Annotated in this window: 22 protein-coding genes; 8 read left to right on the top strand and 14 right to left on the bottom strand. The window is 62.9% G+C overall.

Features of this window, described 5'->3' with window-relative positions; genetic code table 11:
• Positions 1-109: 109 nt before the first annotated feature.
• Complete coding sequence (locus ACQY5G_RS12410; protein ID WP_428278694.1) at positions 110-442, top strand: nucleotidyltransferase family protein; 333 nt, start codon at positions 110-112, stop codon at positions 440-442.
• Here the strand turns inward: ACQY5G_RS12410 and mads4 are convergent.
• Together mads4 and mads3 are read right to left on the bottom strand one after the other, a co-directional pair.
• Positions 413-1,045 carry a methylation-associated defense system protein MAD4 gene (mads4, locus tag ACQY5G_RS12405; RefSeq protein ID WP_428274418.1) on the bottom strand — a complete coding sequence of 211 codons (633 nt, stop codon included), beginning with the start codon at positions 1,043-1,045 and terminating at the stop codon, positions 413-415. The two genes, ACQY5G_RS12410 and mads4, sit on opposite strands and share 30 nt — an antisense overlap.
• Positions 1,042-2,310: a methylation-associated defense system AAA family ATPase MAD3 gene (gene mads3, locus ACQY5G_RS12400; RefSeq protein ID WP_428274416.1), complete on the bottom strand. Its 1,269-nt coding sequence runs from the start codon at positions 2,308-2,310 to the stop codon at positions 1,042-1,044. The genes mads4 and mads3 overlap by 4 nt, the downstream gene beginning before the upstream one ends.
• Positions 2,311-2,715: 405 nt before the next feature.
• Here mads3 and ACQY5G_RS12395 point away from each other — a divergent pair, with 405 nt between their 5' ends.
• From ACQY5G_RS12395 to ACQY5G_RS12375, 5 genes are all read left to right on the top strand, one after another.
• Positions 2,716-3,564 (top strand): hypothetical protein, encoded by an 849-nt coding sequence (locus ACQY5G_RS12395; RefSeq protein WP_428274414.1) that lies wholly within the window; start codon positions 2,716-2,718, stop codon positions 3,562-3,564.
• Positions 3,565-3,669: 105 nt separating this feature from the next.
• Positions 3,670-4,164, top strand: a complete 495-nt coding sequence (locus ACQY5G_RS12390) for a BrnT family toxin (protein ID WP_428274412.1) — start codon at positions 3,670-3,672, stop codon at positions 4,162-4,164.
• A complete protein-coding gene (locus ACQY5G_RS12385; protein ID WP_428274410.1) occupies positions 4,145-4,435 on the top strand; it encodes a BrnA antitoxin family protein in 291 nt (96 codons plus the stop codon). Before ACQY5G_RS12390 ends, ACQY5G_RS12385 begins: the two co-directional genes overlap by 20 nt.
• Before the next feature lie 90 nt (positions 4,436-4,525).
• Positions 4,526-4,675, top strand: coding sequence for a hypothetical protein (locus ACQY5G_RS12380; RefSeq protein ID WP_428274408.1), 150 nt, complete (start codon positions 4,526-4,528; stop codon positions 4,673-4,675).
• Positions 4,676-5,021: 346 nt separating this feature from the next.
• A complete protein-coding gene (locus ACQY5G_RS12375) occupies positions 5,022-5,279 on the top strand; it encodes a hypothetical protein (protein WP_428274406.1) in 258 nt (85 codons plus the stop codon).
• A 247-nt stretch (positions 5,280-5,526) separates the two neighbouring features.
• On the opposite strand, the gene ACQY5G_RS12370 is transcribed toward ACQY5G_RS12375, so the two are convergent.
• Positions 5,527-7,995, bottom strand: a complete 2,469-nt coding sequence (locus ACQY5G_RS12370; protein WP_428274404.1) for a DEAD/DEAH box helicase — start codon at positions 7,993-7,995, stop codon at positions 5,527-5,529.
• Between the two features lie 145 nt (positions 7,996-8,140).
• Between ACQY5G_RS12370 and ACQY5G_RS12365 the strand changes: the two genes are divergently transcribed.
• Together ACQY5G_RS12365 and ACQY5G_RS12360 are read left to right on the top strand one after the other, a co-directional pair.
• Entirely contained in the window at positions 8,141-8,341 is a 201-nt protein-coding gene (locus ACQY5G_RS12365; RefSeq protein ID WP_428274402.1) for a hypothetical protein, read from the top strand.
• A 1,056-nt stretch (positions 8,342-9,397) separates the two neighbouring features.
• On the top strand, positions 9,398-9,820 hold the full coding sequence (locus tag ACQY5G_RS12360; protein WP_428274400.1) for a DUF4145 domain-containing protein: 423 nt from the start codon (positions 9,398-9,400) through the stop codon (positions 9,818-9,820).
• A 477-nt stretch (positions 9,821-10,297) separates the two neighbouring features.
• Here the strand turns inward: ACQY5G_RS12360 and ACQY5G_RS12355 are convergent, their stop codons facing one another.
• The 11 genes from ACQY5G_RS12355 to ACQY5G_RS12305 form a co-directional block, all read right to left on the bottom strand.
• Positions 10,298-11,197: a LamG domain-containing protein gene (locus tag ACQY5G_RS12355; RefSeq protein WP_428274398.1), complete on the bottom strand. Its 900-nt coding sequence runs from the start codon at positions 11,195-11,197 to the stop codon at positions 10,298-10,300.
• Complete coding sequence (locus ACQY5G_RS12350) at positions 11,198-11,344, bottom strand: hypothetical protein (RefSeq protein WP_428274396.1); 147 nt, start codon at positions 11,342-11,344, stop codon at positions 11,198-11,200. It lies immediately after the preceding gene.
• Between the two features lie 26 nt (positions 11,345-11,370).
• Complete coding sequence (locus ACQY5G_RS12345; RefSeq protein ID WP_428274394.1) at positions 11,371-12,072, bottom strand: AbiV family abortive infection protein; 702 nt, start codon at positions 12,070-12,072, stop codon at positions 11,371-11,373.
• Between the two features lie 90 nt (positions 12,073-12,162).
• Positions 12,163-14,166, bottom strand: a complete 2,004-nt coding sequence (locus ACQY5G_RS12340; protein ID WP_428274392.1) for a hypothetical protein — start codon at positions 14,164-14,166, stop codon at positions 12,163-12,165.
• A gap of 707 nt (positions 14,167-14,873) precedes the next feature.
• The gene (locus ACQY5G_RS12335; RefSeq protein WP_428274390.1) at positions 14,874-16,094 is read right to left on the bottom strand and encodes an SIR2 family protein; all 1,221 of its coding nucleotides are present in this window, start codon (positions 16,092-16,094) and stop codon (positions 14,874-14,876) included.
• 576 nt (positions 16,095-16,670) lie between these two features.
• On the bottom strand, positions 16,671-17,009 hold the full coding sequence (locus ACQY5G_RS12330; protein WP_428274388.1) for a hypothetical protein: 339 nt from the start codon (positions 17,007-17,009) through the stop codon (positions 16,671-16,673).
• 145 nt (positions 17,010-17,154) lie between these two features.
• The gene (locus tag ACQY5G_RS12325) at positions 17,155-17,499 is read right to left on the bottom strand and encodes a hypothetical protein (protein ID WP_428274386.1); all 345 of its coding nucleotides are present in this window, start codon (positions 17,497-17,499) and stop codon (positions 17,155-17,157) included.
• Between the two features lie 247 nt (positions 17,500-17,746).
• On the bottom strand, positions 17,747-19,225 hold the full coding sequence (locus ACQY5G_RS12320) for an E2 ligase fold family C protein (protein ID WP_428274384.1): 1,479 nt from the start codon (positions 19,223-19,225) through the stop codon (positions 17,747-17,749).
• 3 nt (positions 19,226-19,228) lie between these two features.
• Positions 19,229-19,714, bottom strand: a complete 486-nt coding sequence (locus tag ACQY5G_RS12315) for a Mov34/MPN/PAD-1 family protein (RefSeq protein ID WP_428274382.1) — start codon at positions 19,712-19,714, stop codon at positions 19,229-19,231.
• Positions 19,711-20,376 (bottom strand): putative metal-binding protein, encoded by a 666-nt coding sequence (locus ACQY5G_RS12310; protein WP_428274380.1) that lies wholly within the window; start codon positions 20,374-20,376, stop codon positions 19,711-19,713. The genes ACQY5G_RS12315 and ACQY5G_RS12310 overlap by 4 nt, the downstream gene beginning before the upstream one ends.
• Entirely contained in the window at positions 20,369-20,635 is a 267-nt protein-coding gene (locus tag ACQY5G_RS12305) for a DUF2604 domain-containing protein (protein ID WP_428274378.1), read from the bottom strand. Before ACQY5G_RS12305 ends, ACQY5G_RS12310 begins: the two co-directional genes overlap by 8 nt.
• Positions 20,636-20,863 lie beyond the last annotated feature (228 nt).

Below are 20,863 nucleotides of genomic sequence, written 5' to 3'. Positions count from 1 at the left end.
TAGACTCCAACCGTCAACCCGCACCAAGGAACGCGTTGTGAAACGACCTCGGAATCTCACCGCAGAGATGCTGGACCGCGAGCGGCTGGCCGCCCGCCTGGGCGTTCCCATGAGCGAAATCGCGGCCTTCTGCGACCGCTGGGGGGTGGAGGAACTGGCGCTGTTCGGATCGGTGCTGCGCGACGACTTCGGGCCGGACAGCGACCTCGACGTTCTCGTCCGCTTCAAGCCGGGACGGACGCCGGGGTTGTTCGTAGCCGTGAGGATCAGAAGTGAACTGGCCGACATGTGCCGCCGACGGGTCGATCTGGTACATCGTCCAACGATCGAGAGGAGCCGGAACTACATTCGGCGGAAGAGGATCCTGGAGTCCGCGCGGGTGGTCTATGCCACGCGAGGAGTCCGACGCGAATCAGCTACTCGCGGGATACCACTCCCGTAGCACGGTCCTGATCTTGCGGAACGCGGGGTCGCGGCATCCCCGGAGTGAGGTGCCGGCAGCGATCTGGCCGAAGATTCGGGCCGAGCGCCTACGCCGTGTTTTCTGCAAGCATCTGAGCATGGCGGCCTTTGGATCGTCCGGCTTGGCCGACCCGGGATCCCAGAGCTGCTCGGCGGCTAACCAGGAGCGAAGCGCTTGATGCCCTTGTGTCCAACCCAGTGCGGACAGGACGGCGGGTGAATCGGACCAGACCCACGCCTCGAGTTCCGGATCGATCACGACCGCCCTCCCCCGGTCCTCCCAGCCACTCTGACGGAGTTCGTGCTCGACACGCGCCTCAATGTCCTCCCGCGGCCCGGGGTCTCCGCAACCATATCGGTCGAAGACCACGAGGGCGTGACCGAATCGATCGCGGAAGGGTCTGAGGAAATCGGCGGCTCCCACCCGGCACCCGGGATCGCGGCCCGGATGCCGCCGGATCTCATACCTGAACGGCGTCACCCTCAGAGCTTCGGGTCGGGCGAACAACTCCGCGAGCGTCTCCTCGATGTCCCTGTCCGCAGCCAAAGCGACCAGCCCGTCGGCGCCCGGCTCGACGGTCACCCAATCACTCCCTTGGCGAACAGCACGGCCTTGTCGATCGAACCTTGCCAATCGCGGAGGAGCGGGTGTTCGCTGCCTCGGACGATGTCGCTGGCCCCCTCTGCGTTCTTGTCGAAGCAGAGAATCTCGGGCGGTTCCACCAGCGCGAGCAGCGACGGGGAGTGCGTGGTAACGAGCACCTGAGCCTCGTACGCCGACGACAGCGAATCGCGGATTCCCTCCAAAGCAAGCGGGTGGACTCCGTTCTCCGGTTCCTCGAGGAGGTATATCTCGCCGTGATCCGGCATGTAGGCGAGGAGCGTCAGGGCGAGCAATCGCAGCGTACCGTCGGATGCCGTCCATGACGGGACTTCCATTCCCGTATCGTACCGGAGCATGAGATATGCGTGACGGTCCTCGCCCCGCACGACGACCGAGACATCCTCCAAGTCGGCCAGAATCGTCCGCACGTGGCCCAACCATTCCTCATAGTCGGCCGGGTGATGTTCGCGGAGACGCTTGATGACCCACGGCAGATTGGACCCGTCGACGGCGAACCCGTTCGCACCGAATTCGGGAGGGCTGGCGCGCCGCATCGCGACCGTGTCCAAAAAGACGGGCTTGATTCCGGCTTCCAGCTTCCGCTTCACGAACGTCGCCACGGGGAACTTCTCGGGCGACTCCGGCAGGTTGCCCAACGTGGAGCGGTGCGGGCCGAAGGCGATCGTCGTAACCCACCCCTTCCCCGCCTCCGGGGCCGTTTCGACGTAATAGCTGTCGGTGCCGCGGGCCGACTTGCTCGCCACCGACCTCGTGCCGCGTTTCCCCCTGCCCAACAGTATGCTGGACGGCGGCGCGAGAGGGTCGGGAAACAACTTCTTCTGCGATGGCGGCGGGCACTCCCGCACCGGCATCAGCAAGGCACGCTCGGACGTGATGCGAACGCCCTTCTCGTCTCCCCGGACGGCGATCTCATAGCGGAAGTTGCGGAACTCCTTCTCCGCCGGGAGCATCTCCCGGAGGTTCTCCGGGACATCCAGCTCGATCGCCAATTCGAACCCCATGTCTCCCGACGGACGCCCCCACACCAGATCCTGGAGGTTCGCTGTTCGTTCTCCGACGGCCGACTCCAGGCCGTCGCGCACCAGATCCCCGAGGAACGTGAGCGCGTCAAAGAGCGTGCTCTTCCCGCTGGCGTTGGGACCGATGAGCACGTGGAAGCGGTCCAGCGACACGTCGACGTACCGCAGGCACCGGTAGTTTAAGGCCTGGATCCTCCGGATCATGGATTCTCTCCCCGAGCGTCGCGGTCGCGTGGCCCATCCCTCCCCGCGTATCGGGGAAACCCCGGTCGCGAGGCGATCCCCGGAGATACATGAGGCGCGGGAGCCCCTTCTGGCAATGCGCCACGGCTTCCGTTGCGAGCACGCCTGCGTGTCAACGGGCATCGAAGATGTCCCACCTCGGCGGAGGGCGGAACTGAGTCGAGTTCAGTCGCCGAAGCAAACGCAGTGGTCGCAGGCGCGACCGAAAGGCACCTTCCTTCCCGACCGCTCCTTATGCCGCGCCTGCTGGCGACCGAATCCGGATAACCCCGCAAGCGGCTGTCAATGGCGGTCGAAAAAGTGACACATGCGGTGGCTGGGTGGTCGGGAGGCCGGACGCGGATTCGAGAGGGAGAAGGAGGCGCAGTGCTTGATCATCCGGTAGTCGACGTCGCGCTCGGGCTCGGGCTGCTCTACAGCGTGCTGAGCCTCGCCGCCTCGGTCGTCAAGGAGTGGGTTTCCACCCTGTTCTCGCTGCGGGCGAGGAACCTCGAGAAGGGGATCGGAACGCTGATCGGCGACGACTACGCGAACCGGCTCTACGGACACCCGCTCGTCAACACGCTGGCGAAGGGCGGGAAGAAGCCATCGTACATCGGAGCCGACACCTTCGCCTCGGCGCTCGTGGACCTGCTCGCCCAGGACGAGGACGGCAAGCCGGCGGTGTCCATGCGGGACGAGGCGGCCAAGCTCGTGCACCGGATCGAAGACGACTCGGCGCTCAAGGCGCCCCTGCAGGCGATGGCCAGCTTGGGCGCGGAGACGGTCGACGACCTTCGCCGGAAGGTCGCCGCGTGGTTCGACGAGGGGATGAACCGCGTGTCGGGTTGGTATCGCCGGCGGACGCAACTCATCATCTTCGCGATCGGTGCCGCCGTGGCCGTGTCCGCCAACGCGAGCACCCTGCACGTCGCGCGGGACCTGTGGCGGGACGACGCGATGCGGTATGCGATCGCCCAGGAGGCGGTCGCCACGGCTCCCGGCACCGCGGGCGGGAACTCCGTGCGGGTCGCCGAAGCGATACTCCAGTCGTTTCCGCTGGGGTGGGAGGGCGAGGAGGTGCGGAATTGGGATCTGTGGGCCTGGATCGGCCATTTGCTTGGCTGGCTCTTCACGGCCGCCGCGGTGTCGCTCGGCGCTCCGTTCTGGTTCGATCTCCTCGGTCGCGTGGCGAAGTTACGAGGCACGGGGAAGAGGCCGCCGGGCCCAGCGTGAGCGAGGTCGCCGAAGTGTTGGCCATGTCCGAGGACGCGCCGACCGTGGTACTTGGGCTGAGAAGATGATGGAGGTCCGTAGAGCTCAGGAGGGCACCGATTGAAGATGCACGTTCCGGTCACGCGCGACCAAGCGCTACGTCTCGCTCGGCACTACTGCGAGCTTCCGTCCTACGAGGCCGGCGTCTCGAACGGTGAGGCGGACGAGCAGATCGAGAGGCGGTTTTGCGTCATCCGTGACCGGAGGTACATGGTGCCCGGAGATCTGCGCGGCCGGGCAAGGCCGATTGCTGTAACTACAATCTATATGTATAATCGGTCGATGGAATTCGAGTGGGACGAGGCCAAGAACCAGACGAACATCCGCAAGCACGGCATCGGGTTCGACACCGCGAAGCGCATCTTCGAGGGGACCATCGCAACGTCGCCCGACCGTCGCCGGGACTACGGCGAGGAGCGCCGGATCAGCATAGGCCGGGTCGAGCCCGGAGCGCTGATCGTGGTGGCCCACACCGAGCGCCGCGGGCGCATCCGTCTGATCTCCGCCCGCCCGGCGTCGCGGAAGGAAAGGAGAGTCTACCATGAGCGGACGCTACGATAGGCCCCTCACGCCCGACGAGATCGCGGCGGTGAAGGACGAGGGGATCGACTTCAGCGACATCCCGGAACTGGACGAGGGGTTCTGGGAGCGGGCGGAACTCGTCGAGCCGGACCTGACCGACCAGATCACGATGCGCGTGAAGCGCTCCGTGCTGGCGTATTTCAAGGCACCGGGGAAGGGCTACCAGACGCGGATGAACCGCGTATTGGAGAGCTACGTCCGGCACCGGACGGGGGAATCCGCCGACACGGGGAAGGGTGCGGGGCGCTGACACGGGTTCCCCGGTCGGTCCCTTCGCCTCGATGAACCGGACAGCGACATCGACGTTCTCGTCCGTTTCAAGCCGGGACGCACGCCGGGGTTGTTCGTAGCCGCCAGGATCAGAGGTGAACTGGCCGACATGTGCCGGCGCCGGGTCGATCTGGTGCATCGTCCAACGATCGAAAGGAGCCGGAACTACATTCGGCGGAAGAGGATTCTGGAGTCCGCGAGGGTGGTCTATGGCACTTAAGGAGTCCGAAGACCTGCCCAACCCCACGCCGTAGAGGGCGGTTTTGTCAAGTTCTTTAGATGGGTTTGGTAAGGAGGTACGGTATGGGTACATCGTCCATCATCGTTGATCCACGACGGATTACGATTGCAGACGACAGGCATACGGTTCAGGTTGAGTGCGACGTTGCGTACCTAGGAAGAGCGCCCTACCGACTCGACGTGACGTTTTGGGACGACGCTCCCGATACCGAGACGACGATCGCGCTCTCCTACAAGGCTGTCATCCAGCATCTTGCCAGATTTGTCTGGGATTAGGCCGAGTTTCTCAGTCTGGCGGCCGCTCATGGGGCCGTATGGCAACATCCATGATCATTCGTGAGCGCGACAAGGTAGTGTTTGGAGCACTCCACGCCCTTGCCGATGCCGGCACGCCGGGCTGGGTTGAGAACGTGTGTGGGTATCTTCGGGAGAGCGGATACCGGACGGAGCGGGATGGAAGCATCGTGAATCAGGTCACGTTCGTCCTTCGGCATTTCGTGAACAACCCGGACAGGGGATGGCAGGGCTACCGGATCGTTGAGGTTCAGCCGGACCTGTATGCGTTGGTGGAGGTCTCAAGCTAAGTCCGGTGTCAACTTGGCCACTCATGCTCCCTTAGGCCTGCCACGACCGCGCTCGGTTGATTCCTGTTCCTTCTTCTCACTCATCTCCACCTTGCTGCGGCGATCAGTTCTTGATGGAATCGACCGGCGGGTCGCCGACCGCGATCCGCCAAGTTCTGAGCACTAACGCACCGAGCCAGGTCAAGGCCGCGTAGCGTACCAAAATGTGGCCCGCCGCTCGGCTAACTGCGTGCGCACAGCTCTCAAGTCAGTCGGCAAGGTGGAATGGAGCCAAGTGCTCGCTAGCCAGTCGATCCGAGTCGAGGCCATGCTGCCGCAAGAGCACGGCCGCCCGCGCCTCTTGTTGCGTTCGTGGCGCGGTTAGGGAGGCAAGTTCGCGATAGACTTCCTTCAGCGCAGATCTGATTCGCCCCAAGCCGTTAAAGGTTAGGATCCGCGCATCGGATTCAGCAGCCCCAGACCGTGCTGTCGCACGTCCATCACGATGCACGATGATCGCCACTCGTTGCCAATCCGGATAGTATCGTTGGAACCATTGCTCCGACACTCTCAACTGGCCGTGGTCTTCCTTGTTGACCGGGTTGGTTTTCCTGTGCTTACACTCGATCACGAATCCAAGGTCACGGTCTCCAAGCCAGAGATTGTCGGGCCCAGACCCCGTACTACTCTCCGGGCGTTCGCTTCCAAAACCGAGGAACCGGCCCAGGTGCTCGATCGCCTGCTCAAAGCGGTTCGCCGAGGCCTCCGCATAGAGGTCGGCGAGAGCAGTATCGATTGCCGGAAGCACGGATGAGCGAAGTGTATACGCTTCTAGCATGTCGATCACGTTAGCAGCTTGTGGCGTGCTGCTCGCCAACGGCTGGTACCGGATATCACCCCGCGGCTTGGTGAGGGCGCGATTCATGGAGTATGCTTCATCCTGCAGCCTCTGCGCCCGCTCGCCATCGTTCGACAGCCAAGCCGCCCTCGAAGCGAGTTGTAGCAACCAGCCCCGAAACGGATTATCCCACTCCTCATCTTGAGCCTCTTCGGTGAGAAAGTTGCACGCTTCTGAGAACTGCTGGTGTAGCAGTTTCTCAAACGCTCGCCGTTCGACCCTACCTGCAGCGACCAACCGCCGAGTATCGGCTTCGGCTTCTCCCGCCTCGGCTATCCGCTGCGCGTGGGTCTGCTGCCATTCGGCGTTTCGCTCGAGACACTGCCACGCGGTGTCTACCACCTCTTGGAACGACTTCACATGACTGGCGATTTCGCGACCGAGACTGACCTGAGCTCTTGTTCCGGGCGTCAAGGTCCGTTGCGTGCCTTTCTCGCCTAGCCACGCGACGAGATCGGCACCAAGCAGGAGGACAACGCAGTAGTCTCCTGCACCACGGGTGCCTCGGCCCATGCCTTGTTCCACTCTCTGGGCCAGCGCGATGCTCGTAGAACTGAGGGTTGGGAGAACTGACGCCCTGTACAGGTCGTACTGGTTAGAACCGAGAGGCTTTCCGTCAAGGATCAGTAGTCGACACGCATCGTGGGGCAGGTCAATGCCGTCGTATCGATTGACCAGTACCGGCAACATCTTCGCTCTCAAGTCCGGTTCCTGAAGACGGTCTACGGCAGTTGCAACGTCGTCCCCAACGCAGACGTCTCCTACGTCTGCCCATGAATCAGCATGCGCCTTGCTTGGCACCACAACGACCGCGCCCTTCGCGCGCGCTCGCACCGTGTCGGCGAGCCTGCGCGCCGCCTTAACCGCTGAGTTGCGGGACAGGCCAGACAAGGTCGGAGCGAGAATCATTCGCTCGCCCAAGCCGGCCACCGAGCGAGTAGTAATTGGCTTCGAGACGCTCTTAACACGGGCCCCAAAGGTTCGCACGAGAAGCCCATCGTCCGAGAGAGTAGCAGACATGAAGACACGCCGTGGACAATCGGCAAACGATGGCACAACGTGCACGGGAGGGAGTAACGGCGTGACGGTAAACGCGTCGCTCGAAATCAGTGCGTGGCTCACCTCGAAGTGATCCCGGACGAGAGGAAAGCTGAAGCGAAACGCATCATCGTCTTCCGATTGGATCCTCATTCTGACTGCGGCGGCCGCATCCAGCCACGACCAGTGCGGCACCTCCATCACGCCCTCATTGCGCCCATTGAGCATATCGTCGAGTCTGCCTACGGCGTGCACCCGCTCAAAGGTTGATCGAAATCGGCCCACAAGTTCGCGGTATAGCTCCTCGTGTTTCGACCGATGCACGATGACCGAGAACATGTCCCGCAGTGCTGCGGCACTGGTATGGGCGTCATCAAGGACGATCCCTCCTACCGCAACGGGCTCACTCCGCCCGAGCCGCCCGAAGACGGTGAGCCCGTTGAACAGCATATGGTAGGATCCCACGAGGATGGCCTGGGCGTTCCGAAAGGACGCCGGAAGACCATGTCCGGGTCGATACGCCTCAGCTGGAATACCGAATTCGGTCGCCTTTTCCACCACCTGGCTAACGAGTTGCCGGGTGGGCGCAAGATAGACGAACGGTTGCTGGAGTTCCCGGCGAACCGACTCACCGATGAGAAGTCCCACCAACGTCTTGCCGCTACCAGTGTTCAGCTTGATGACCAGATCACGTTCCTGGCGGCGCTGGTGCCACGCACGAAGAGCGGCTGCCTGCGTGTCCCACAGGTCGTTCACATGCTCCGGCTTCGGAAGGGCTTGGAAGATCCCGATGGGATCCACGATGGGATCGCCCGTAGGCGGGCGGCGCAATCTCCGAAAATCAACCATTGCGGACGATAACCCCTACTTGGCAGCGTGGGAAGGAAAGCGCGGCCTCCTCGAAGGCAACCTCGCTAGCCAAGGCGGTACCGAGTGTCTCAGCGCGATGCGCACCTTCATTCATTCGGTGTCGCGTCCCCGGATCCGACCGACGTACAATCGCGGACTCGCGAGGACGGAGGTGGAGAACCGGTCGCTCATCCCCGACGCCGGCTCGCTCGATGAACTCGCGGCCGTCGTCCGGGACCGAATCAGGTACTACAATCGGGTGCGTCGTCACTCCTCCTCGGAGACCGGCCACCCCTGAAGATCATCGAGGACTTCTACCGAGAGGGCTGAGCAGCACAATAAACCCGGAGGTCGGGTGTCCAACTTTTGGGGGTCACTTCACCGCCAAGTGGCTGTAGTCGAGTCACGAGGCTTGAGCAACAACCGCTCCGGCTGTTGGCAAGCAGCGCCCTCCCTGTCGATTACCGGTGGAGTCGCATCTCGTGACAAGATCGGCGCCCGGGCACGCTCGCCGTCGAGTTGCTGGGAAAGCTCCCCTCCTTTGAGCGCGTGATCCCGGGCTAACCGTCGTGTGGGCGGGTTTGTCTAGCCTATCGTTCCTCCGGATTCTGCACAAGCTCACCTTCCCGGGGCTCAGCTCCTGCCGAAGGACCCGGCAGACGACGAACCACGCGAGCATTCCGACGATGTCCCGGTAGGTGACCTGGATAGGAACGAAGCCGGCCTGCTCGAGCTTTCTCGTCAGATCTCGCTTCCGGTACCGCCTGAAGTGGCCGAGAGATCGGTCGAAGCGACCGTTGAGCGCCGGCAACGCCGGGACCTAGCGGCAAGATTCCCTCCCGGGCGGAGGGCCGTTCGCATCAGCACCAGCTCTGCGACATAGTCGCGAACTCTCTCCATGGACTGCACGATCTGCTCAAGCACAAGGTCGCGGAGAAAAGGCTTCTTCGCGGGTCGCGCGTCGAGAGCCTGATGGCGCGGCTGCCGACCACGTCCGCCGGGGCCCGGCCTTGCGCGACGATGTCGGGCCCGACGGCCAGATGGTTGACGTAGGCGTACCGGGATCTTCATCCTTAGCGTGCCGTCCGACGGCCCGCCAAAGCGCCCCACGGAGGGACACGAGAGGTCAGATCAACGAATGGAGATCGTCCGAGTAGCTACCCATGGACCCCACCCGGGGTCGGTGGTAGTACGCGTGCGGTGCCCGGCGTGTCGGCAGCGTGCGATGTTCGAAATGGTGGGCCAGGACCAGAGTCTGAGCCGCAGCACCTCAAAGCGACCCGTAGCGGGACAAAGACGGTGCCCTGACCCCGAGTGCCACGCTCACCTGTTCTTCGTGCACTCAGACGGGAAGTTGCTGGTCACATACCCTCCTGAGACCATAGATTTCGATGCCACTGACTTGCCGGACGGAGTGCGGAGTGCGCTGGAGGAAGCGATAAAGTGCCACGCCAACGCCGCCTACGTTGCTGCGGCCATTATGGTCCGCAAGACGCTGGAAGAGCTATGCCTGAATAGGAACGCCGAAGGGAGATTCCTCTGGAATCGACTCCAAGCTCTGCGCGAAGAGGTGATCCTTCCCCCTGAACTCTTCGAGGGGCTCGAAGATGTGGCCCTTCTGGGCAACGACGCTGCGCACGTGGAATCGAGGCACTACGACAACGTCGGCAAGGAAGAGGTAGAGATAGCGCTTGAGTTCGCCAAGCGAGTCCTCCAAGCGGTCTACCAGTCCTCGACCTTGCTCGCCCGGCTCCGGTCGCTCAAGAAGGGCGAGTGAAGCGCCCACCCTTCAAACACAGGGGCTGCCAGCGTCTTGACGGCCCCCCCTTTCCCGGACCTTCACTCGGTGGTGGGGCGTCGTGGCCCGCCACCGCACACCAAGATGACGGGGCCCAGCGGCAGGACATCCCGCGCCACGTCACAGCGTACGCGCCAAACGCAACGCGGTACGCATTCCGGCGACGACGGGTTCTTCGCAAGAATGGCCCGGGACGGGAGCGCGTCAATCCCCCCTATTTTTTGGGGGGGCCGAATACGCTCCCGGCGGAGGTCTCGGCGCGATGGCCCGCCGGAGGGAGACTTGGAAGTGCCTGCGCCGCAGGTGGTGCGGACCGGGCTTCGGGGGCCGCGGGCCTCGGCTTCGCCGGCGTGGCGGGACCCGGAGGGGCCGGCGCCTGCCGCGCGGGTCCGTCGCCGAGGGGGCGGTCGCCGAAGCCGAAGCGGGCGGCGGCTGCGCGGCCCGGAACCTCGGAGATCAACCGGCGGGGAGCCTGCAGAGGCCGAAGGTGGTCTCGTACACGGCGCGGATCTCCGCCGGGTCGAGGGCGCGGCCGAAGAACATGACCTCGTCGATCTCGCCGGTGAACTCCGGGGCGAGTTCGTCGTCCTCGAAGCCCTCCTCGCTGCGGGCTCCGATTCCGGCGAACGCATCGGTCACGTGGATGCTCCCGACGCTGCGGGTCCCCTGCTCCGCCGCGTCGACGTAGAAGGCGAGCCGGCCGCCGTCCCAGGTCATGGCCAGGTGCGTCCACTCGTTCTCGACGAGCCTCGGTCCGTGGATTCGCCTGTCCCGCAGGTTTCGGTCCCTGATGAACCTTCTCCACAGGCCGTTGTGCGTGTCCAGCACCCACGACTCCGCCCAGGGGTGCCCCTTGGCGATGCTCGCCCCGCTGTGCACGGAGGCCGGCCGCGCCTTCGCCCGCACCATAACCGAGAACGGACCCGCCGGGTTCAGGATGGGAGCGTCGGGCAGGCGGCCGATCGCATCAACGCCGTCGAAGGAGAACGCCCCTCCGAACGAGAAGGGTTCCTCGGCGTTCGAGTCCACATGGCCCTTCGCGTAGTCCGCCCCGTTCATGAGCGTCACGTCCAGACCGCCGACGATGTCCGCACCCGTCCCGTCGCCGGTCCACCAGTGCAGCGCCCCGTCCGGGACCCGGACGCAGCCGAGGACCTCGACGACCTGCCGGACCTCGGCCGACCGATCGTCGCGCGCCGTCACCGTCACATCCGCGATGCCGCGGGACAGCGCCTCCACGGTGAGCAGGGTACCGGTGACCATCACCCGCGCCACGGCCGGATCGGACGAGTTCGCCTCGTACGCGAGAGCGCCGCGATCCGGATCGCTGAGGTGCGAGGAGGGTCCGATGTTCACCTAGTCCCCGACGGCGATCGTCTGCGGCGGGATTGCGCTCGTCACGACCGGCTCGCCGTTGGGCGGGCGAACCTCGACCATGTCGCCGCCGCCGCATCCGACTCCCCAGGCCGCAGTTCCGGCGAGCAGGACGACCCGTCCGATCATGGGAACGCCACTGTCGCGACACTACATTAGACTCCCCAGACGAAGCTCTCCACATCGCGTTCGTCCTGTGTGGATAACCCGGCCTCGCGCATGGCGGCGTACCATCGAGTCAGAGCGGCCTTCATCTCATGGAGTGGCGCGCCATAGACTGGCTGCATATATTCCACCCACAACTCCATTTCCCTGCTGGTAACCGCCTCCCTACGCGCCATTACGTCCGCGATCAACACTAGTTTCTTGGCAAACGGCTCGTCGATCGCCGTCTTCGGCTCCGTCCAGCATCGTGGCCCCAGACAGTCGGTATATAGACCAAGTTGCTTCACCTGATCGAGAAGAAGAGTGTGAGTCCCGGATGGATCAGCAGCTAGGCGAAGCGCATCCAAACTGCGGACTCCCTTGGCCACCAAGTCTGGAACAATCCAGGCTGTGTTCTTACTGCGATGTGAGCGGTAGCCCTTCCATGCTCGCTTCCGTACTTCCTGGTCGGGAGCGAGCGCAAGGCCCCGGAGAACGGAGAGCTTACCGCTTTCCTCAATTGATAAGACGGCGATGGATGCAGCAGTCGGAAAACGACCGTTCTCCAAGAGCAGCTTTGCATCCTCCGCCAAACGGCGAGCGTTGCGATTAGCGGCGTTCATCCCGAGCGCAATCTGCGCGGGAGTCAGTCGTCCGCCGAATCCTGGAAGACGAACGGAGTCGGTCGCCGGCTGGTTAACCTCGTCGGCCATTTGTGTCACTATTCGTGCGAAAGAACGAGTGGAAGGACCCGACCGCGTGGGCACTAAGTGCCTGAGGGCTGCGCGGTGCGTGGCGATCCGTCATCGGCGGCCTCTTACTCCAAGCCTACGGAAAGTCGGAAGCGAAGCCGCCGACGGAGCGACAGAACGGATGCGGTCCAACGCATAAGACAATTCGTACGGTGCTGTCGCATCTTCGGCGTATCCCACGGTATTGTCGAGAAGCCGCAGCAACGCGTGCCCCTTCGGCTCATCATCGATCGCCGCGAACCCTCTTGGGTCGTTGTCATCCGCGTAGAGATGGTACATGCCCATGTCCCAGCACGAGAAAGGGACTAGGAATCGTTCGATGATGTCCACCGCTTCCGCAAAGCCCTCTCTCGCCGCTGCCGGCAATGTGGCGAGAGCTTCGCTCACACTCGGTGTCGTAAGCGATCGCTCTTGAGGCCATACGTTCTCGAAGAATGGCCTGATCGCCAATCGTAGTACCGCTGCACAGGTAAGGTCTCCATCATCATGACTACCCGGCCCGTCTTGCATGAACCAAACCACAGCTCGCGCGGACGCCGCGCGTACTTCATCGTCGACGCCGCGCAGCATCTGCTGGAGACCCGTCCCCGATACGGGCGGTGCTTGATTGTCCAAGGAGGCCCTCAACCACGCTAGTACAACGTTAGATGCGAGACTGCATCTAGTATCCCGCGGCAAATCTGGATTCACTGCCTGTTGGACTATACGATCTCCGAGGATCTTCAACACGTCACTTGAAGCGACCCGCCAATCAATGGCCGACCAGAGCTCATCCGCGATAGCGTCGGATCTTCGGAGGGGATCAATCAAGTAACGCTCAGTCCATTCGCGATCCGCGTCCAAGAACCACGATACGTGCTGTAGCAGCCTGCCGCGTACGATGGTTTGACTGCGGCCGGTGACGGTCGCCATAGCATCTCGCATCTGACCCAGGTCGCTACAGGTCTTGAACGGCTCAATTGGAGACTCCGCTTGCTGACAAGCCGCGAGGAACGTATCGACCATCTTCCAGACCGGCGTTGAGGCTGCATCGTTCAGCAGACTCTGCCAAGTCCGGTCCGTATCAGATTTATCAGGGGGGTCCCTCGGCGTCACGTAGATCGAGTCTTCCGCGTCTGTCGCCGTGACCACCACCGGCCAAATCCGCAGCCAGACCCTACGTAGCGACGGTTGCCGGGTGATTTCATGCCTCCAGGCAGCCATCCATTTGGTCACGCCGCGAATGGCAATCGGCAAGATTCCTTCTGGTAGCACTCTCAGGAGTTCCAGCAGTCTGCCTACTTCCTGGGTTGATTCGCCGCGCGTGGCATCATCCCTGCTCGCCGCTTCCGCATGAATCGCGAACAGGTCATCCAGGAGGGAAGGAAAACTGCCGGGGTCAGCCTCCCTTGATTCGAGGTCGGCAACGACAATCTGCACGTTGCCCGGCAATTCCAGCCACGCTCGGGCTCCCATTCGCTGCCCATGGCTTCCGCTAGTACCCGACGATAGGGCACGCTCCAACGCATGTAGGCGATTCAGTCCGGCCAACAAGTCGTAGGACTCGTCCGGCACCGGCGCCTGCCAACTCGAGGTCCGCAAACCGGAGAAAAAGTGCTCGATCGATCTCGCAGCGAATTCAGGAAACTGCCGGAGTCCCGTCTCCAACCATGACTCCGCATCGGTGGACAATCCAGCACCAGCCTCCTTAATCCTCCGCAATTCGCGCACGGCCCACCAGGTCCGCGCAGCGGTTACCTCTTCTTCGCCAGCCTGTAAGGTATCAGCGACCAATTCAGCTGGCGGCAGACGATAAAGTCTCTCCGAGACGTGTATTCTGGTCTCGTCATCGAGGCAGGCGAAGCGTCTTGCGCGTAAGTCTGCAATTTCAGGTGATTCCCAAGAAAACCAGAAGTGGCGATCCGAGAGTTCCAAAAGAAAGGCCCCAATAGCCGCGCTGGGGACAGAAGAGGAAATCTGCGCGGTCGCAGCCCACAACCGAACATGAATTGGAGATGACCATGACTGCCAACTGTTGACGAAGCGCCGCGCGGCGATAACGTCAAGTTCTGCCACGCGAATAACGACGGCGTGAAGGAGCTTCGTAACGGGAGCCAAGCCTCTGCTGAGCCGGTCGGGCTCCGTCGGCTCGGATCGGAGATCCTGCTGTTGATAGGCAACCCGATGTATGCTACCCATGCGCCAGTCGTGACCTTCTCCAGCCCAACCAAGCCGGCGGGCCATGTCCAGTCCGCGGTGTAGGGCCGCATCCAAACTGTTGGCCAAAGCAGTCAGAAACGCGACATCACTGATACTCGCAAGATCCAAGCATCTCAGATCCAAGAGTCGGCCACTCGTGAGGCGGGCCGACACGAGATCGTCCGGGCACTGCGGATGCGCCGGATTGCCTGCCGGACGAGACACTGTCAAGCATGGCGTAACGAGAGCGGTGATTTCCTCAACAGCGCCGCCGGATCGGTCACCCCCCTTGAGCCGAGCGCTGATGCGAGCTTGCCGGGCAAGATGATGCCGTTGCACCTTCGGTGGTTCGCGAACCCAACTCTCTTCGATGAGACGCCAAGCGGTCGTCCACGGCTCGGTGAGCGCGGGCCCCCGACCGCTGTTGAGCAGGTGTGCCACCGCCAGGCGTTCAGCGCGATGTTCGGGGGCGAGCTCGCACGCCCACTCGACAGTTTCCGGTTCCATGAGGCGATTACGCAGGAAATCAACGACCGGCCATAGTGCCGCTCGGTCACCAGCTGCGAGTGAGGCGAAGTTCGGCATCATGGCCCTTCGTTTAGACCTTTCTCCTTGCAGACTCGCGTGATTGCGTTGAGCCAGCCGAAGTCGGCACCGGCATCGGACGCTACCCGGGACAAGCGTTGCCGCTCCTCTGGGCTTCCTCTCCGAAACAAGTGCTCGAAGAGATCTCGATTCGAAGCGCCTGAATCAGCCCAACCCGTCTCGACGAGTCGCCGGATCTCTGCATCCACAGTGCTCTGCTCCCCGGCAATGACCGAGAGGTTTGCCCACCGTTCGATCGTCTGGTGTAGGGCGGCATGACAGTTAGCCGGATTATACGGAATCGGCTCGATACCGCGCGCCGTCCAATCTTCCAGTGCAACACGGTCGTGCTCGTCGGCGTCAAGAAACGCATAGCGTTCCCGGATGTCTCCGAACCGGGTCGCATCGGCCGCCACGGCATTTAAGAGCGTCTGCATTGGCGGGTCGTTGGCACTATAGCCAACCAAGACGAGGTGAAAAATCCGAGCAGCGTCATAAATAAAATCTGGTACGACCGTACGTCGCACATAGAAATCTGCAAAATCCTGCTCTGTCAGTACAAGTTCGGAGGCTTGGTCGCCACCTTCGCTGAGCACCCCGTGGATGTGAAGCACGCCCGCAAACTCGGCTTGAGCACGGGGGCGCGGTATGGCCCCCAACGAATGAGTCTCACGTCGGGACCAGCAATCGTGGTATGCTATGTCGAGCAATCGATCAAAATTCGTCGTGACGATGGCGGCGGCAGGCCCTCGGTCGGCCAGGCGGATAAGGTTGTGATGGATGGGCTGCGGCGTGGCGTTCCTTCCCCGAAAGATCTCCTCTACCGTTGCCCGAACGCGGCTACGTTTGCTATTGTGGTGATCCAACCGGCGTTCCAGCATCCCAAGCACTACATCGTATTCACGCCGTTGGAAGCGCCTGACCTCAGCCGTTTGACCATCGGTCAGGTCCGAGCAATCAAGTGCTGCGCACTCGCAGGGCTCCCGGGGCCTGCAGCCACAAGAATCGATTTCTTTCAGGATCTCGTGAACGCTTCGGTCCAGTGCCCTATATACTTTTTTTGTGAGTTCGCGGAACATTGGCAGCCCGGCGGACTTGGAGACGCCGGCACCAGACAGGAAGAGCACCTCGCCCCGTCCATGCGCCAGCAACAGCCGTTCCGGAATTTTCGGTAGCCCATCGTCGAGAGACAACCAGCGATCAGTGGTAGCGGTTGTCATTCTGTTCGTCCTCCTAGCCCCAAACAAGGGTGCTTTCGCCGGGGCCTGTAAATAGGTATCGGAGAGGCCTATCCTAGTTGTCGTTGGGCCAGTCGGCGTGTATCGCCGGACCCAACCAGGAGGCCTTTCCGGTGAACGGAATATCGCCCGACCGGAGCAGAAGGAACAGTACCCAGCGGAGGCGTGTCGTGGGGTCGCGGCGCTGCGGGGCGGGACGTCGGCGGGCGACGGCGCGGCGGATGTTCGCGGAGGGCGGGCTCCGCTACGAGATCGGGGGGCGGACGAGCGCGAGGAGCTGCGGGGGGATCGGCGCCGAGCAGCCTGTGCACGCCTTGATAGAGGTTCCTAGCCGGAAGGCCGAAGAGGCTGGCGATCCACTCCTGAACGCTCGAGGCGAGGAGGCTCAGGACCAGTGCGCCTCGGGAGCGATCCGTGGTCACGCCTCCGATCCTCGCTTGTGTGATCGCCGGTCTTGTACGGGTACCCATATCGTAAACCCGCACGAGCCGCTCGCAGAGGCGGGATTCCGAGCCGTCAGGAGGCTCGCCGCCCTGTAGCGCGAACTCGACCGGCGCCCTAAGAACAAGGCCGCTGTTCGATATCGTCGTGTGGGCGTGGATCTCGTGGCAGCCCTCGGGTCGGGAAGGATAGCTTGCCGAGGGTGACCTCTCCCTCCAAGCCAGCTTCCTCGAGGCTGTCGCGCATCGCCTCGGCGTGCTCGATCAAGAGCTGCAAGCCTTCCGGCAACGGGCCTGGCCGGAAGGAGAACGTCCAGTCTCCGCGCCGATCCTCGGAGGTAAGCGTGAAGCCGCCATCGCCCTCCTCCGTGATGCGGGCGTGGGGAAACTGCTCTTGGAGAATGAGGGCCTGCTGCCGCAAGGGGCCTTGCAGCCCGGCCGGGATTCTCGTACTCACGGTACGCTCCACCTGTTGCGTCCGAGGCTGCGACCTCGAACATGTTGGACTTCGGGTGCCGCCGGTTTCAGCCGGGGACCTTCTTTCATTCCCGCCAACGTCGCGTCAAGCGGGTGGTGCGTGTAGTTCGTCCGTCCCTCGGAGATCACTCGTCCGGAACCAGGTCCAACAATCCGGAAACCGTGTCCACCAACTCCCGAGCGAACCGGTCGGTCAGGGCGATCTCCATACGGTCTAGCCCGTGTGAGTGCTTGTCGTACTGAACGAAGGACATGACGACCGATGGGATCACCGCGACCGCACAAGCCCGAAAGGCCCGCGCCGCCTCGGTCGGATCCATATCGCACCAGAGGTCGTGGAAATCGGAATCGGGAGTCCCGAGGCCGTCGGATCCGTCCGGTGCTTGGGTATAGAGAGCGAGGTCAAGCTCGATCTCGATCAGCCGATGCACGACGTCCGCAACGCGCGCGCGGGCCTCTCCCGCACGCATGATGTTACCCGGCTCGACCTTCCCCCAACGCCGACTCTCGAGTTCCATCGGGGCGACAACCCGCAAATAATCTCGAAACGCCTCACGATATAAGAGGTCAACCATGGAACGCTTCCCATTCCGCGACGTCAAGAACATACGCCGGCCCAAGCCGAGTGAGTACCGGAAGGGCAACCCATGTCGTCCAACGCTGGTACGGTGCGGCGTCGCTTACGCACCATAGCTCGGGCCGAGGGGCATGATGCATTCATCCGTACTTTCTGCGGTACACCTCGCGAAAATCTGCGTCTTGGCAGATGCACCTTTCCCCGGGAGGTTTTGCTGCCGGATACACTTGGAACCGTTCCTGAGGCTGCAGCACGTCGTACTGAGTGACGACACTGTCCACGCGTCCGCTCAGGCCCATCCGTACGCCGGCGGCGGCGAGCAGCACGCCGGCCAGCGCCGACTGGTGGGCCAATGGCACATGGACCTCGTTCGCCGGCCTCCCAGGCTCACTCAACGGGATCACGGCACCGCCGCAAAAGCCCTCCGTGTAGAGGGCCCGTAACGGCCGACCCTCGAACGGCAGGAGCTTTTCAAGCGGCAAATCGCGTGCCGCGGCAATCGCCACCAGCAGGTCCCGGGGAGCACCTTCATTCTTGTATAGCAGCGTGCGAACCTGCATTAGTTGGTCCGGCACACCGAAGGACTCCGCGATGATCTCATCCTCGTTCTTCCGCTTGCCGTTCGGCAGGTACAGGCAGCTAACGCAAGCGCCTTCGAGGAAGTCGTGGCAGGAAACACCCAGGTCACCCGGCTGGGTCCACGCGTTGGCCACCCGGCGGGGCAATGATGCCTGCGCAGCACAACGGTCTTTCGCCGAGTCGAGCGCCAGCAGGAGGTTGTCGACCTTGTGATCCTTCTCGTGCAAGAACTCGGCAATGGTGCACGCGTGGCCGCTAGCGGTGAGCTTGCCACTGAATCCCCCGGCGACGAAGGGGGCCTTTAGCCTCTCTTCGTCGTCACGTTCGGCCAGTACGTACCGTTGCAGGTTGCCCAGGTCCACCGATTCGTGGTCGACGATCTCGATCGACCCATCCACCGCGGTGCGGGACAACGCCCATGCGGCGGCGTTGCCGATGGCGCCGGCCCCGGCCAACACCAAGCTTCCGACGCTGCCCCCTACGTCCCCATTTTCTAGATGCCCTTCTCCGGCATCGGGAACGGCGACCTCGCAGTCGCCGTCCAGTTCCGTCCCGGGCAGGAACACGGCTCTGAAGACGTCGGCCGCTGCCAGACACGCCGCCAACCCCGCTCCGAACGGGTTGTTGCTTGCCCCGCACCCTTGAGGGCCATGTGTTGACAGCCTCGCAGTCCAACCTTCGCATCCCGCGAAAACGGTCCGAGTCGCCTTCCAGCATGGCTGAGCTGTCCCGATGACCGTCTCAATGGTCGCCTCCCCCGACAGATCGATCCGCGGATTGATTCGCCGTGCCAACGCACCGATCTCGTTCGCAACCCCGCCAGCGCCCTCCTCGTGAATCATGATCGACGGATAGAGCCGGGCCAGAAGGCGAACCAGAAGATCAGCCATGGCCCGACCCTCATCGCCGGCGGCGTCCGGCCCGATCGTCACCCCGATGCAAACGTCCTCCAGCCGCGACGCCAATCGCTCCTCGTCGAGCCCGGATATGACTTGAGAGACGGCGACGGCATTGCGTTGAAAATAGTCCGGAATCGCCATGCGTCAGTCCTCCAGGCGCAGGACACGCCGTGCGTCGATTGGTGCGATCCTCTGCCACCCCTCGTTCGACAAGCGGTACAGTGCGGTCCGAGGACCTCGAACGCCGTACCGTGCGAAATCGGGCACCACGAGCGATAAACCCCCAAGCGTCGTCACCATGGGGTAGGCGTCGTCGGTATCCGAGTGAAAGGCTTCCCGAGGGTGTGAGTGTACCTGTATGGCAAGCCGTTCGGCGTTCTCATACAGCCACACGTTCAGGCGATGAAGCTCGTCCGCATCGACGCGGACGCACAGCCCGCCAGCAAGGCTAGAGGCAATCTGTCTTGGGCTGTGGGACGTCCTCACGAGCAGGCGATCATCGCGGACGACTCCGCTCCAAAGTATGAAGCGCTCGTACCCGTCGAGTCCGGCTTCGCGTAAATGCTGGTCCGTCACGTCACACAACTCCGCCGGGACAACGAACTCACGAATGGATTCGAACGTGCTCATTCCGGTGCAATGACCATTCGGAACCGGATGTGGAATTGCACGTCAAATCCCTCGATGGTCTCCAAGCCGTATTTGGAGATGATGCCGACAAGCCGAACAAGACGACCCGCGCCGGCCGTCCGGTGCGACTCCCAGGGATCGCCGGTGTGGGCAGGGTGTTCGTGGTACTCTCGCACGCCGGCTATACACAGAAAGGGGATGTCATCGTCGCCGTGGGCTTGCATGAGCGTTTGCAGCTGCACCGCCACTGCTGCTTGCGCGCCACCTTGCGCCAGCGCCTGCGCGATTTCTGGCGGTAGCGCCTGCTCGACGCCCGGCGGCAGTGGCTGCGACGCCGCTTCCTCGGCGTTCGGCGTTGGCGGCATTCGCGGCAACGGCGTCGGCAGCTGCGACCACGTGTAGGGCTCACGCGTCAACGGGTGCACGAGGCGAACGGACGGTGGGGCCACATCGTAGTTCGAGTAGTCGAACCGGACCCCACAGAGCATCGAGATGGGTTGAGTCTTGGCGGTGGCCAGAACGATCAGCGCATGGGGGAATTCGGCGTCGGCTAGAAACCAGCCCCGTCGTCCGTATTCGGCCGCCTGCGAGCGGAACTCAGCTATCTCCCTGTCGAACTTCCGACGAGAAACAGCCGGATCGACGAACTGTGGCTCAGACACAGCTTCCGCCAACGCCAGCCGTGAGGTTCAAAAACAGCTTGGCACCTTCCTTGATGTCCAACTCACGGACCGTCTTGCCGAGGTCAAGAACCTGGCCGGTCTCGTCCCGCAGCTCCCACTGCTCCGCGGGCTGTCCAGAGTTGCCCGATTGGTCCAAGGCAGTGTCAACCGCCTCGGCGATCGGTTCGTCCAGATCGACCTTGATCACTTCCGGTTTGCCGTTGACCACGACCGTGATCTGAAAATCCTTGTTGCTCACCGCCACCTCCTGTTCACGATGTCCATGATGAACCGTGGGGATGATGGGCACGAATCGTCGCGCTTGTCAACTTTCCGAGATCCAGGGCCCCATCCGACACGGTGCCTGGCGCGCTTCCGGCAAACACCTGTACGTCCCATCGCCACGCATCGCGTTGCCATCACGTCGAGCCGCACGGTGCTGCGAAAGGCATCCTCGACCCCACCGCGCGGGCACCGCTCGGAGGAT

Origin of the sequence: Candidatus Palauibacter sp. (assembly GCF_965261555.1) — a bacterium.
Lineage (GTDB): Bacteria > Gemmatimonadota > Gemmatimonadetes > Palauibacterales > Palauibacteraceae > Palauibacter.
The sequence above is the reverse complement of the archived record's forward strand: the minus strand, read 5'-3'. Positions and strand labels throughout refer to the sequence as shown.